This is a genomic window from Pantoea sp. X-Soil-YNGN-844 (assembly GCF_059730595.1).
On record NZ_AP036009.1, the window covers coordinates 1 to 12,777 of the forward strand.

Genomic DNA, 12,777 nt, shown 5'->3' on the forward strand with positions numbered 1-12,777 from the left:
AAAAAATCCAGGTTTTTGGCATTTTCCTAAAAAATTGGCAGGTATGCGCTTTTTGTGTAGTATGCAAAAAACATTAACGCAGAGGGGCTTATGAAGCGCGATTATGGTGGAGTGCTGGAGATGGCAACGCGTGCCAACTCCATGTTACATGGACTCAGTGACCACATTGAGCAGCAGCGTCAGGAATTTAACCAGACAGGTTTTTACCAGACTTTCTCCCGCAATGCTGTTGCTAATATGCCACTGCTGAGTAAGCACGCTGTCGTCGCTGCAATTAGTGATATGGAAGCAGCTGGATATCAGTTTGGTAAAAAGCAAACCGGCAGTACATCGCAATATGCCCTGACCATTCAGAACGTCGTCGACATTTATCAGCATCGTAAAGTACCAAAATACCGCAATCGGCATGATGGCCCCTTTGTCGTATTTGTTGTCAGCCTTAAAGGCGGCGTCTCCAAAACCGTCAGCACCGTGACGCTGGCTCACGGTATGCGCGCCCATCCTTCTATGCTGCACAATGACCTGCGTATACTCGTTATTGACCTGGATCCCCAGGCGTCAAGCACGATGTTTCTGAGCCATACCAACAGTGTCGGTTCAGTACTGGAAACAGCAGCGCAGGCCATGCTCAACGATCTGGATGCAGACCAGCTTCGCGAGCAGTTTATTAAGCCTACCGTCATGCCCGGCGTTGACGTTATCCCGGCCTCAATCGACGATGGCTTCGTTGCCAGCGACTGGGAAGAACTGGTTGCTGAACATCTGCCCGGCGTTGCCCCCTCAGAAGTCCTTCGCCGTAATGTGATTGACCGTCTGGCAGGTGACTACGATTTTATCTTCCTTGATACCGGCCCTCATCTTGATTCCTTTATGCTGAATGCTATCGCGGCCAGCGACGTACTGCTGACACCGACGCCACCAGCACAGGTCGATTTCCACTCCACCATGAAGTATCTGACGCGCCTGCCAGAAATGCTGGAGCGTATTGAGGCCGAAGGTATCGAACCGCGGCTTAAAGCTAATATTGGCTTTATGTCTAAAATGACCTCCAAGCATGATCACCTGACGTCGCAAAGTTATGCCCGAGAAGTATTTACCAAATCGATGCTGGACTGCGGCTTACCGCGTCTTGATGGATTTGAGCGTTGTGGCGAATCCTTTGATACGGTGATCAGTGCCAACCCCGCTTCCTATCCGGGCAGTGCAGACGCCCTGCGTAAAGCCAAATATGAAGCCGAGCAGTTCTCAAGGGCTGTGTTTGATCGCATCGAATATATCAGGAGTACCCTGTGAGCAAACCTATACAGCGCATTGGCCGCAAGTTCGGCGATTCTGCTATTGCGAATATGATCGACAGCAGCAGCCAGTCGCGCACCTTTACGCTGAAGTCAGGTGCGAAGGCGACCTTTGTACGCCAGCTGATCCTGCATGACGATATTGAAAGCCGAACCAGCGTTGACCCGAAAATCAACGGACGTGATCAGAGCACGCTGACGCCGGAATCGCTGCAGGAAATCACCCGTACGATTACACTGCAGCAGTTTTTCCCAGCCATAGGTCGCGTGAACGGTGACCGAATTGAGATCATGGATGGCTCGCGCCGTCGTGCTGCCTGCATTCTTTCCGGGGCCAGTCTGGAAGTGCTGGTCACCGCGGATGAACTGAGCCTGAGCGATGCGCGTCAGCTGGCTGCTGATATACAGACGGCTAAAGAGCATAACCTGCGTGAATTAGGGCTGCGCTTTATGCTGATGAATGAAAGTGGCATGAGCAAATCAGACATTGCTAAAGCGGAAGGTATCTCAAATGCTAAGGTCTCTCGTGCATTTCAGGCCGCATCCGTGCCCGCTGAGTTTATTGAACTCTTCCCGGTCGTTTCTGAACTGACCCTTCAGGATTATCAGCTGCTGCTTGATGTCTGGGAGGAGGCGAAAGCGGAAGCGATTGATGTCGCCGGACTGGTCAGCGAAATCCAGCAAAAGCTGGAGGCAGATGATTCACTGCCAAACTCTAACGCAGATGAGAAGAAGAGCGCTATCCTGAATGGCTTTAAAAGTGCCCGCCGTCAGTTAAAAAAACCTGCACCCGTCAGTAAAACGGTGACGGAAAAGCTGGCAACGTTTACGACGGCCAATACCTATGCGCGTCGTAAAACCAATGACGAGAAGCGCACCGTGCAGTATGAATTCAGTCGTCTGCCAAAAGAGATTGCTGAACAGATTGATGCGTCGATCAGACAGATACTCTCTACGCTTAAATAATCTTCATCACACATTACAGACAATGGAACCGGCTGCTGCGCCGGTTTTTTTATTCCTGCTCTCTGATCATAAAAGTCTTCTGTTAATCACATATCACTTCAGCATGTTAACGCTTGAACCGGACGCCATTTACCGCTATAGCTAAAACGGTTTAGCTTTCAGGTTTAATCAGAGGAGTTTTTTATGTCTGTTCGCGTATGGTGCCTCGGGGATGCCGTGGTCGATTTGCTACCCGAAATGCCGGGCCGCCTCATGCAGTGTCCGGGCGGAGCACCCGCTAATGTCGCCGTTGGCATTGCCCGCCTGCAGGGAAACAGCGGTTTTATCGGACGGGTGGGTGCTGATCCTTTTGGTGAGTTTATGCGGCGGACGCTCAGTGAAGAAAATGTGGATACGGCCTGCATGTTTGCCGATTCACAGCATCGCACGTCAACCGTAGTGGTTGGACTGGATGAGCAGGGCGAGCGCTCCTTTACCTTTATGGTGCGGCCCAGTGCCGACCTGTTTCTTGAACCGTCAGATCTGCCCGAGTTTCATCGTGGCGAGTGGCTACACTGCTGTTCCATTGCCTTAGCGGCAGAACCCTCTCGTACGGCGACGCTGACTGCTATGAAACAAATCCGCGCGGCAGGCGGCTATGTCATCTTCGATTTAAATCTGCGGGAAGATCTCTGGCCCGACACGGCACTCCTGCATGCGGTGGTGAACGAAGCTCTCAGTCATACGGACGTGGTGAAACTCTCCGACGAAGAACTCAATTTTCTCAGTCCGGGTCAGGAAGCCGCTGTCAGCATGCCGCAGCTGGCCGCCAAATTCAGTATTCGCCTGTTACTGGTGACACGGGGCAGGGAAGGGGTGATGGCCTGTTATCAGGGCCAGATCAGCCACCATGCCACCACGCCCGTTGACAGCGTCGATACTACCGGTGCAGGTGATGCCTTTGTGGCCGGACTACTCTGGGAGCTGGCGAAGTCGGGTCTGCCTGTAAACGAATCGCAGCTTGCCAGCTACCTGGTGACCGCGCAGCGCTGTGGCGCACTCGCAACCACGGCGAAAGGAGCCATGACAGCACTTCCCTGGCGCCACCAGCTGGACGATCTGGCCGGCTAATCATCCCTCAATGCCCCCTGTTTTGGGAGCTATCTCACATTCACTAAACCGGTTTAGCTATTTTCATTGCAGAGGGAAATTACCCGTGGCTATGATTTGCGCCTAAACCGGTTTAGCAAAAAATACCGGTGATGATAGCCTCTCCTCAGGGATATAAAAAAATGAAAAAAAGCACGTTAGCCGTCGCCCTCTCTGCAATATTCCTTTCTACATCCGTCTGGGCCGATCCCAGCATGAGCAGCATTGAAGCTCGCCTTGCGGCGATGGAGCAGCGGCTGCAGGCTGCCGAGCAGCGGGCAAATGCCGCTGAAAGCCGCGCAGAGGTCGCTGAAAAACAGGCTCAGATGGCTGCAAGGCAGGCTCAGCAGCTGGCAGCGGTGCAGCAGCAGACCCAGACCTCTGCCGCTGAGGTCGCGCAGCGCTCCGCGAAACCGGAACAAAAATCTGCCGACGAAGGTGGCTTTGAGTTCCATGGTTATGCCCGCTCGGGATTATTGATGAACAGCTCCGCCGCCAGAACGCAGGGCGGTCCGACCGTAACCCCTGCTGGCGAAACCGGCGGTCACGTCGGGCGTCTGGGTAATGAGCCGGATACCTATGTTGAGCTCAATCTCGAACATAAGCAGACGCTGGACAATGGTGCGACAACCCGCTTCAAAGCGATGCTGGCCGATGGACAGCGCACCTACAACGACTGGACGGCCGCCAGCAGCGATCTCAACCTGCGTCAGGCGTTTGTCGAACTCGGCCAGCTTCCGACCTTCACCGGCGCGTTCGATAACGCAACCATATGGGCCGGTAAGCGTTTTGATCGTGATAACTTCGATATTCACTGGATCGACTCCGATGTGGTTTTCCTTGCCGGAACCGGCGCCGGTATTTACGACATGAAATGGGGCGAGCAGGCGCGCAGCAACATCTCACTGTATGGTCGTACCTTTGGTGACATCGAAAACAATGAAAACACCGCACAGAACTACATCCTGTCGCTGAATAATTTTGTCGGCCCGGTGCAGATGATGGTCAGCGGTATGCGGGCGAAAGATAATGACAATCGCCGGGATATCGACGGCCTCCGTGTCAAAAGCGATGCGGCAGAAACCGGCGTCCATGCGCTGCTGGGCCTGCATAACGACAGTTTTTATGGGCTGACAGAAGGCACGTCGAAAACAGCCCTGCTCTATGGTCATGGCCTTGGCGCTGAGGTGAAGTCGATTGGATCTGACGGCGCACTGCTACCGGAAGCGGATACCTGGCGGCTGGCGAGTTACGGTACAACTCCCCTCGGCGGTGGCTGGCACATTGCGCCCGCTTTACTCGCACAGCGCAGTGACGATCGCTACGTCAAAGGTGACAGCTACGACTGGGCGACAGTCAACCTGCGGCTGATTCAGGAAATCACGCAGAACTTCGAGATGCAGTATGAAGGTTCTTATCAGTACATGGATCTGCGTCCGGAAGGCTACAACAACCGTAACGCGGTCAGCGGCAGCTTCACCAAACTCACCGTTGCGCCAACCCTGAAAGCCGGTGATGTCGGCGACTTCCTTAAACGACCGGAAATTCGTCTGTTTGCCACCTGGATGAACTGGGATCACCGGCTGGATAACTATGCCAGTGACGACGCATTCGGCAGCAAAGGCTTCGATGCCGGTGGCGAATGGAATTTCGGCGTACAGATGGAAACCTGGTTCTGAGCGAGCGGCTCCGGCTGCCGGGGCCTGAACGTCACGCGGATAAAAACATAACAAGAGTGAGGTATGTATGGACTATGTAAAAATATCGCGGGCCCTGCTGCCCCTGCTGGGTGGCAAAGAGAACATTGCCAGCGCGGCTCACTGCGCCACCCGACTGCGGCTGGTGCTGGCAGATGATGAGAAAGCGGACACGAAAGCGATTGGCCAGATTGAAGGCGTTAAAGGCTGCTTCCGCAACGCGGGACAGCTTCAGGTTATCTTCGGCACCGGCGTGGTGAATAAGGTCTACGCCGCTTTTATCGCCGAAGCTGGCATTAGCGAATCGAGCAAGTCTGAGGCTGCTGATATTGCCGCCCGCAAGCTCAATCCTTTCCAGCGTATCGCTCGTCTGCTGTCGAACATTTTTGTGCCGATCATTCCGGCTATTGTGGCGTCTGGTCTGTTGATGGGCCTGCTGGGGATGGTTAAAACCTACGGCTGGGTCAATCCGGAAAATGCGCTCTACATCATGCTGGATATGTGCAGCTCAGCGGCCTTTATTATCCTGCCGATCCTGATTGGCTTTACAGCGGCCCGCGAGTTTGGCGGTAACCCGTTTCTGGGCGCGACGCTGGGCGGCATTCTGACGCACCCGGCGCTGACCAACGCCTGGGGCGTCGCCGCCGGTTTCCACACCATGAACTTCTTCGGCATTGAAGTGGCGATGATTGGCTATCAGGGTACGGTATTCCCTGTACTGCTGGCGGTGTGGTTTATGAGCATGCTGGAAAAGCAGCTGCGTCGGATGATCCCGGATGCGCTCGATCTGATCCTGACCCCGTTCCTGACGGTGATTATCTCCGGCTTTATCGCGCTGCTGATTATCGGTCCGGCAGGCCGTATGCTGGGTGATGGGATCTCCTTTGTGCTCAGTACCCTGATTGCGCATGCCGGCTGGCTGGCAGGCCTGGTATTTGGCGGACTCTATTCGGTGATTGTTATTACCGGCGTGCATCACAGTTTCCATGCGATTGAGGCGGGACTGCTGGGTAACCCGTCTATCGGGGTTAACTTTCTGCTGCCTATCTGGGCAATGGCGAATGTGGCTCAGGGCGGGGCCTGTCTGGCGGTGTGGTTTAAAACCCGCGATGCGAAGATCAAAGCAATTTCGCTGCCCTCCGCCTTTTCAGCACTGCTGGGGATCACCGAGGCGGCTATCTTTGGTATCAACCTGCGGTTTGTGAAACCCTTTATCGCGGGTCTGGTGGGCGGCGCGCTGGGCGGTGCCTGGGTGGTGTCGGTCCATGTTTATATGACGGCGGTCGGACTGACCGGTCTGCCGGGCATGGCGATTGTTAAGGCGGGTTCTCTGCTCAATTATGTCATCGGCGTCGCCATCGCGTTCACCACCGCGTTTGTGATCTCTTATCTGCTCAAATACAAAACGGACTCTGAATAATGGCCTCATCAACACGTCTTGCCGCCATTCTGCAGGCGGTGATGCAGGGTATGCCAAAGGCGCTCAGCGACAGCCACTATCCCGGCTGGCATCTGGCCCCAGTTACCGGACTACTAAACGATCCCAACGGCTTCATTCATTTCGACGGTCACTATCATCTCTTCTACCAGTGGAACGCGCTGGGCTGTGCGCATCAGCATAAATGCTGGGGGCACTGGCGCTCAGCCGATCTGCTGAACTGGGAGCATCAGCCCATCGCGCTGATGCCGGATGAGGAGTATGACCGCAGTGGCTGCTATTCCGGCAGCGCAGTCGACGATAACGGCATACTGACACTGGTCTACACCGGCAACGTAAAATTCGACGATGGCTCGCGCACGGCGTGGCAGTGCCTGGCGCAGCAGAACAGTGCGGGCGGTTTTGACAAACTCGGCCCGGTCATCGCCGTGCCGGAGGGTTATACAGGCCACGTTCGCGATCCTAAAGTGTGGCGTCATGACGATTACTGGTACATGGTGCTGGCGGCACAGAATATACAGCGGCAGGGCAGGGTGCTGCTGCTGCGTTCTGACAATCTGCGGGCGTGGCAGAATCTCGGCGAGATCGCGGGCAGTGAACTGGGCGGCCTGGATGCCGCGGGTTATATGTGGGAGTGCCCGGACATGTTCACGCTCGGCGATAGCACCTATCTGATCTGCTGTCCTCAGGGTGTTGCGCCCGAAGAGAAGCGCTTTCTGAACAGTCACGCCTGTGCCTGGCTGAGTGGCGATCTGGATTATCAGCAGCCTGCATACCAGCACGGCCCGCTGAACGAAATGGATGCCGGCTTTGAATTTTATGCTCCACAAACCACGCTGACCGCGGATGGCCGGCGTCTGCTGGTGGGCTGGATGGGGACGCCGGACGGTGAAGAGATGGCCCAGCCAACTGTGGCGCAGGGCTGGATCCATCAGATGACCTGTCTGCGCGAGCTGAGCTCACGTAACGGGCGTCTCTGTCAGCAGCCCATCGCGGAACTGCAGGCGTTGCGCGAGAACGAGCAGCACTATCAGGGCCGCGCCGATGATGCGCCGCCGATTGCCGCGCAGCGGCTGGAGCTTGAGCTTGAGAGTCAGGGCGACATCGAGCTCAATTTCGCCGATACCCTGATCCTGACATGGCAGCACAACGAACTGCGGCTTGCCCGTCGCAGCCTGGTGTCGGGTGAATGGACGACTCGTTACTGGACCGGTGCAGCGCGTCGATTGCAGATCCTGTGTGACCACTCCAGCGTTGAGATCTTCATCAACGACGGGGAAGGGGTGATGAGCAGCCGCTATTTTCCGGACCAGCCGGCGCTGCTGACTCTGCGCGGGCGCGCAGAACTGCAGGCCCGCTACTGGTCGTTACGTCGCTGCATGGTAGAATAAGCTCTTGTTTCACTAACCGATGTCTTGCCGTGAGAAAAACAAAGCGCGTTACCATCAGTGATATCGCCGGGCTGGCCGGGGTTTCAAAAGCCACTGCCAGCCTGGTGCTCAACGGCCGTGGCGAAGAGCTACGGGTCGCGAAGGAGACGCGTGAGCGGGTTCTGACGCTGGCCCGCGAACACCATTATCAGCCCAGTATCCATGCGCGGATGTTGCACGATGCCCGCAGTCATACGCTGGGGCTGGTGGTACCGGAGATCACGAACCACGGTTTTGCAGCTTTCTCTCATGCGCTTGAAAATCTCTGCCGTGCGGCGGGTCTGCAGCTGCTGATTGCCTGTACCGACGAAAATGCCGGTCAGGAACGGGTCGTGGTCAACAATCTGGTGGCGCGTCAGGTCGACGGCCTGATTGTTGCCTCCAGTATGCTGACCGACAGCGACTATGTCAGCCTCAGCGAACAGCTGCCGGTGCTGCTGTTTGACCGGCACATGAACAACACGACGCTGCCGTGGGTCATCACCGACTCCGTAACGCCCACCGCTGAGCTGGTTGAAAAGCTGGCGCACGCCTGTCCGGAGGAGATCTACTTTATGGGCGGACAGTCCGATCTCTCTCCGACTCAGGATCGTCTGGCGGGATTCAGAGAGGGGCTGGCGCGGGCCGGTGTAACGCTGCAGCCGGAGTGGGTAATCCAGGGGAACTACCATCCCGGCAGCGGTTACGAAATGTTTGCCGCACTATGTCAGCGGCTGGGGCGTCCTCCTAAAGCAATGTTCACTGCCGCCTGCGGCCTGCTGGAAGGGGTACTGCGTTACATGAGTGAGCACAATCTGCTGACCAGCGATATCCGCATCGCCAGTTTTGATGACCACTATCTCTATGATTCACTGTCGATTCCTGTCGACACCGTAGAGCAGAACGTTCCGGCGCTCGCGCAGGCCTGTTTTTCTATGCTGACCACGATGATCGCCGGAAATGATCCAGCAGACAGCCAGCTGGTGCTGCCCGCCACGCTGCGCCTGCGCGGCTAATCGCCGGGCGCTTCTGGCCCGGCGGCCTCACCACTCGACCGGCAGGGCGCTGACGCCGCGCAGGTTGGCTCTGTGGTTGCGGCGAACCCCGGCGGTTACCGGCCGCATTGCTGGCAGTCGGGTCAGTAATACTTCCAGCGCCACCTCTATTTCCGCCAGTGCCAGCCGGTAGCCCATACAGTGATGTATCCCGCCACCAAATGCCAGGCAGCGTCCCTCATGTCGCCGGATATTGACCCGCTCCGGCGAGGTAAAGACAAGCGGGTCGTGATTGGCTGCCCCCAGACTCAGAAAGAAGCGCGTTCCTGGCGGAATGAGCTGGCCTGCTACCTCAATTTCTTCCAGCGTCGTGCGGTACAGCATCTGGACAGAACTGTCGTAACGCAGACACTCCGCTATGGCATCAGGTATCAGCGCATGATGCTGTTTCAGGCAAGCCAGTTCCTGCGGATGGTCATGCAGGGCCAGGAGAGTATTGCAGAGCATATTTGACGTGGTCTCATGACCGGCAATAAATAGCAGTATCACATTGGCGATGATCTCATCATGACTTAGCCGGTCGCCATCGCTACTGCTGCGCAGAAAAAGGGACACCAGATCGCTGGCCGTGCTGTCACGGCGGGCGACGATCAGAGCGCTGAAGTAACGCTCCAGTACGGCAAACGCATCGGCGGCTTCCAGCAGATCCGACTGGCTGATTTGCGGGTCGAAAACTTTGACCAGAACTGACGTGAGGCGACCCAGTTCAGGCGCGTCAGACTGGGCGAGATCCAGCATCCTGCAGATAATGCGTACCGGTAACGGAAAGGCGAATGCCTGGGCCAGATCGCAGTCGCGACGACCTGCCAGCGCATCAACCAGGTCATGAGCGACACTCAGCGCCATCTCCCGGAGTGGTTTAATTTCCCGGGCGCTGAATGCCTTCATAACCAGTCCTCTTAACCGGTTGTGATCCGGCGGATTCAGCACCAGAAACATTCTGCTGATGCCCTGAAACAGCGGCATGTCGGCGGCAGCATCACCAAACCTTAGCCTGACACTTTCCATATAATTCTTGCCGACCCGCCGATCGTTCAGCAGTGCTTCCACCACTGCGTGACTCCCGCTGATGATGATCTTATCCCCGGCAGGAATAAGGGGGCCCTGCCGATGCAGTTTTCGATAAAGGAGAAACGGATTGTCTGCGTAGTCGGGGTTCATCAGTTCATGAAGCTGCATAGCTCACTCCACGGCTTAAGGATTAATGCGAGCGCTGAATGCGGGCGAGAGAAGCGAAAAGGTTGTTTTTATCACTTTCGCTGAGGTGGGACGCCGTGAGCTGTGACATCAGAAACGCTTTGTCCTCCTGCGAGAAGCTGCCGGTCATCAGGCGCTGGCTGATCGCAGACAGGAGCTCAGTATCCAGCCGTTCAATCTGCTGCCGGGTCCCGGCCAGATCGGTGACGGGTACGTCACTTTCCGGTGCTGAAAGCCAGTCAGCCCGATAGCGATACTGAATCGCTTTGCTGGCGTTCATCAGAGCATGGACAAAAGGCTCAACCGATTGAGGTTCAAGTCCTGCCTGCTGCGCGTTTTGCAGCATCTTTTCCAGAACAACCTGCTCACGAGGCAGATCCTCAACGGGTAAATGATGCTGCGCTTTATAACCCGCCACAGCCTTCATGACCTGCATGCGTTCATTTAATGCGGCGGAAAGCGCGTCGAGTGATACGGAAGAAACCGAACCTGCGAAAACGTTGCTGCACATGAACAGTGAAGAGAGAAAAACTGCCACATATTGCGTCATTGGCCTGCTCCATAAATGAAAACTGGAACTAATTTATGCATGAAAAAATAACTAAGTGTGATTATTTTGTTTTCAAAATGTGAACAGGCAGGGGGGCTGCTTAGCGTTTACAGGCGTCTGATTCCGATGTGTTTTTTTTACTTTGCGTTCATAAAAAATTCATATCAGAATGGAATGATGGTGGGTTAATTCAGGCTCAGCCTGGCCGTGACAGGCTCTTCTCATCTGTTTTTGAGCGTCCGGGAATAAGTGGGTTTTTTGTCAGGATTCAGGAAAGATCCCGCCGGGCGGCAGCGCCGCCCGAATCGGTTTATGTGTTTTCAGGGCACGAACACGGCACGGACGCAGCCATCTTCTTTGTGTTTGAACATCTCATAGCCTCGCGGGGCCTCTTCCAGTGGAAAACGATGTGTCGCCATAAAAGCCGGATTAAGCTCATTTCTGGCAACATGCTCCAGCAGGCGATGCATGTAGCGTTGCCCGTGCTGCTGGGCGGTACGAATGGTCAGGCTTTTATTGATCATCAGCCCCAGCGGAAACTTATCCATCACGCCATACACCCCCAGAATCGCGATGTTGCCGCCTTTACGGCAGGCATATAACGCCTGGCGCAAGGCTGCACCGACATCCGTTTCCAGATGCAGCATCTGTTTGGTCTTGTCATAGACCTGACTTAATCCTTCACCACGGGCTTCCATGCCGACAGCATCAATACAGCTGTCCGGGCCGCGCCCGCCGGTTAATTCCAGCAGCGCTTCGTTGATATCCACCTCTGTGTAATCCAGCGTTATGCTGCCTGCGAAGTCGCGTGCCATGGCCAGCCGTTCAGGATAGCGATCGATACCGATGACCTGATGCGCGCCCATCAGCCAGGCGCTTTGCTGTGCCATCAGTCCGACACCGCCACAGCCCCAGACCACCACGGTGTCACCGGGATGAATATTACAGAAGTCGGCACCCATATAACCGGTCGGCGTCGCATCGGAGAGGAACAGCGCCTGCTCATCGGTTACGCCTTCGGGCACGACGAAGCAATCATTGTCGGCAAAGGGCACGCGAACATACTCTGCATGTGAGCCGGCATAACCGCCAAACGCGTGGCTGTAAGCGTAAATGCCGCCCGTGGCATGACCGAGCACCGTTTCGCCTTTCTCCCACTGCGGATGCGTATTGTCACAGCAGGAGGGCAACTGATGCTGGCAATACCAGCAGGAGCCACAGGAGATAAAAGAGGGCACCACTACCCGATCGCCGCGCCGGATATTTTTTACCGCATGGCCAACTTCAACGACCTCGCCCATGAATTCATGACCCAGGATATCGCCCTCCCGCATACTCGGGATCAGGCCGTCAATGACGTGCAGATCGGAGCCGCAGGTGGTCGTGAGCCTGACGCGAATAATCGCATCATGAGGATTGAGCAGGCCGGGGTCGGCCACGGTTTCAACGCTTAAATCGTTGACGCCATTCCAGCAGAGTGCGCGCATTTATTTCTCCTTATCCTGACGTCCGCCATGACGACCCGCAGGCTGCCCGTGCAGGGTAGGAATCTCACCGGTTTCAGCCAGACTCTTAAAGCGATGTAACGCTTTGCTGGCCACCTCTTTTGGCAGCAGATCAAATAACGTCGTTACTTTTTTTCCCAGTGCGCCACCCGGCGGCGTGAACTGCAGAGTCAGAGCCAGCTCGGTGCCCCATTCTCCCGGCGCCGGGCGCAGGCGCAGTTCACCTTCGTTAGGAATATCTGCATCCTCAAGCGAGCGCCAGGCAATAACTTCGCCTGGCTGCGCTTCAACAATGCGGGTATCCCAGCGGTAGTGCTTACCCAGTGGACCCTCAATCTGCCAGTGTGCATCGCTTTTATTGACCGGCGTCACGCTGGCAAAGTGGCTCATAATGCGGGGCAGGGTATCTGGCTCAAGCCACAGGTTAAAAAGCTCGGTAGCGGGCAGGCCCACAGTAATCCAGCGCCGTAGCGTGAGGGTATTATCACTGGCGGTAGTCAGGGATGTTGATGTCAAAATGTCCTCCGATAGTTTTCT

11 protein-coding genes are annotated in these 12,777 nt (G+C 55.8%); 7 read left to right on the forward strand and 4 right to left on the reverse strand.

All coding sequences use genetic code 11. The features are described 5' to 3' along the window. Nucleotides 1–90: 90 nt before the first annotated feature. The 7 genes from AC6I8C_RS21265 (at nt 91) to AC6I8C_RS21295 (ending at nt 8,949) form a co-directional block, all read left to right on the forward strand. Nucleotides 91–1,293 (forward strand): AAA family ATPase, encoded by a 1,203-nt coding sequence (locus tag AC6I8C_RS21265; protein ID WP_497823772.1) that lies wholly within the window; start codon nt 91–93, stop codon nt 1,291–1,293. Continuing rightward, nucleotides 1,290–2,261 (forward strand): ParB family protein, encoded by a 972-nt coding sequence (locus tag AC6I8C_RS21270; protein ID WP_497823773.1) that lies wholly within the window; start codon nt 1,290–1,292, stop codon nt 2,259–2,261. Before AC6I8C_RS21265 ends, AC6I8C_RS21270 begins: the two co-directional genes overlap by 4 nt. A gap of 183 nt (nt 2,262–2,444) precedes the next feature. Then, a complete protein-coding gene (gene cscK, locus AC6I8C_RS21275) occupies nt 2,445–3,371 on the forward strand; it encodes a fructokinase (RefSeq protein ID WP_497823774.1) in 927 nt (308 codons plus the stop codon). A 161-nt stretch (nt 3,372–3,532) separates the two neighbouring features. Further along, nucleotides 3,533–5,068, forward strand: coding sequence for a carbohydrate porin (locus tag AC6I8C_RS21280; RefSeq protein ID WP_497823775.1), 1,536 nt, complete (start codon nt 3,533–3,535; stop codon nt 5,066–5,068). Nucleotides 5,069–5,135: 67 nt separating this feature from the next. Beyond that, nucleotides 5,136–6,506 (forward strand): sucrose-specific PTS transporter subunit IIBC, encoded by a 1,371-nt coding sequence (locus tag AC6I8C_RS21285; protein WP_497823776.1) that lies wholly within the window; start codon nt 5,136–5,138, stop codon nt 6,504–6,506. Next, nucleotides 6,506–7,915 carry a sucrose-6-phosphate hydrolase gene (locus AC6I8C_RS21290; protein ID WP_497823777.1) on the forward strand — a complete coding sequence of 470 codons (1,410 nt, stop codon included), beginning with the start codon at nt 6,506–6,508 and terminating at the stop codon, nt 7,913–7,915. Before AC6I8C_RS21285 ends, AC6I8C_RS21290 begins: the two co-directional genes overlap by 1 nt. Nucleotides 7,916–7,944: 29 nt before the next feature. Then, nucleotides 7,945–8,949, forward strand: coding sequence for a substrate-binding domain-containing protein (locus AC6I8C_RS21295; protein ID WP_497823778.1), 1,005 nt, complete (start codon nt 7,945–7,947; stop codon nt 8,947–8,949). A gap of 27 nt (nt 8,950–8,976) precedes the next feature. On the opposite strand, the gene AC6I8C_RS21300 is transcribed toward AC6I8C_RS21295, so the two are convergent. The 4 genes from AC6I8C_RS21300 to AC6I8C_RS21315 all read right to left on the reverse strand — a co-directional run bounded on the left by AC6I8C_RS21300 (nt 8,977) and on the right by AC6I8C_RS21315 (nt 12,756). After that, nucleotides 8,977–10,167, reverse strand: coding sequence for a cytochrome P450 (locus tag AC6I8C_RS21300; protein WP_497823779.1), 1,191 nt, complete (start codon nt 10,165–10,167; stop codon nt 8,977–8,979). A 22-nt stretch (nt 10,168–10,189) separates the two neighbouring features. Beyond that, entirely contained in the window at nt 10,190–10,735 is a 546-nt protein-coding gene (locus AC6I8C_RS21305) for a chorismate mutase (RefSeq protein ID WP_497823780.1), read from the reverse strand. 320 nt (nt 10,736–11,055) lie between these two features. Further along, entirely contained in the window at nt 11,056–12,222 is a 1,167-nt protein-coding gene (locus tag AC6I8C_RS21310; protein ID WP_150038085.1) for a zinc-dependent alcohol dehydrogenase, read from the reverse strand. Continuing rightward, complete coding sequence (locus AC6I8C_RS21315; RefSeq protein WP_150015342.1) at nt 12,223–12,756, reverse strand: SRPBCC family protein; 534 nt, start codon at nt 12,754–12,756, stop codon at nt 12,223–12,225. Nucleotides 12,757–12,777: the final 21 nt, after the last annotated feature.

Bases quoted from the DNA above. Each gene is read 5' to 3' on its own strand.
- AC6I8C_RS21280 (WP_497823775.1), top strand. From the start codon at position 3,533: ATGAAAAAAAGCACGTTAGCCGTCGCCCTCTCTGCAATATTCCTTTCT.
- AC6I8C_RS21305 (WP_497823780.1), bottom strand. From the start codon at position 10,735: ATGACGCAATATGTGGCAGTTTTTCTCTCTTCACTGTTCATGTGCAGC.
- cscK (WP_497823774.1), top strand. From the start codon at position 2,445: ATGTCTGTTCGCGTATGGTGCCTCGGGGATGCCGTGGTCGATTTGCTA.
- AC6I8C_RS21300 (WP_497823779.1), bottom strand. From the start codon at position 10,167: ATGCAGCTTCATGAACTGATGAACCCCGACTACGCAGACAATCCGTTT.
- AC6I8C_RS21285 (WP_497823776.1), top strand. From the start codon at position 5,136: ATGGACTATGTAAAAATATCGCGGGCCCTGCTGCCCCTGCTGGGTGGC.
- AC6I8C_RS21290 (WP_497823777.1), top strand. From the start codon at position 6,506: ATGGCCTCATCAACACGTCTTGCCGCCATTCTGCAGGCGGTGATGCAG.
- AC6I8C_RS21310 (WP_150038085.1), bottom strand. From the start codon at position 12,222: ATGCGCGCACTCTGCTGGAATGGCGTCAACGATTTAAGCGTTGAAACC.
- AC6I8C_RS21265 (WP_497823772.1), top strand. From the start codon at position 91: ATGAAGCGCGATTATGGTGGAGTGCTGGAGATGGCAACGCGTGCCAAC.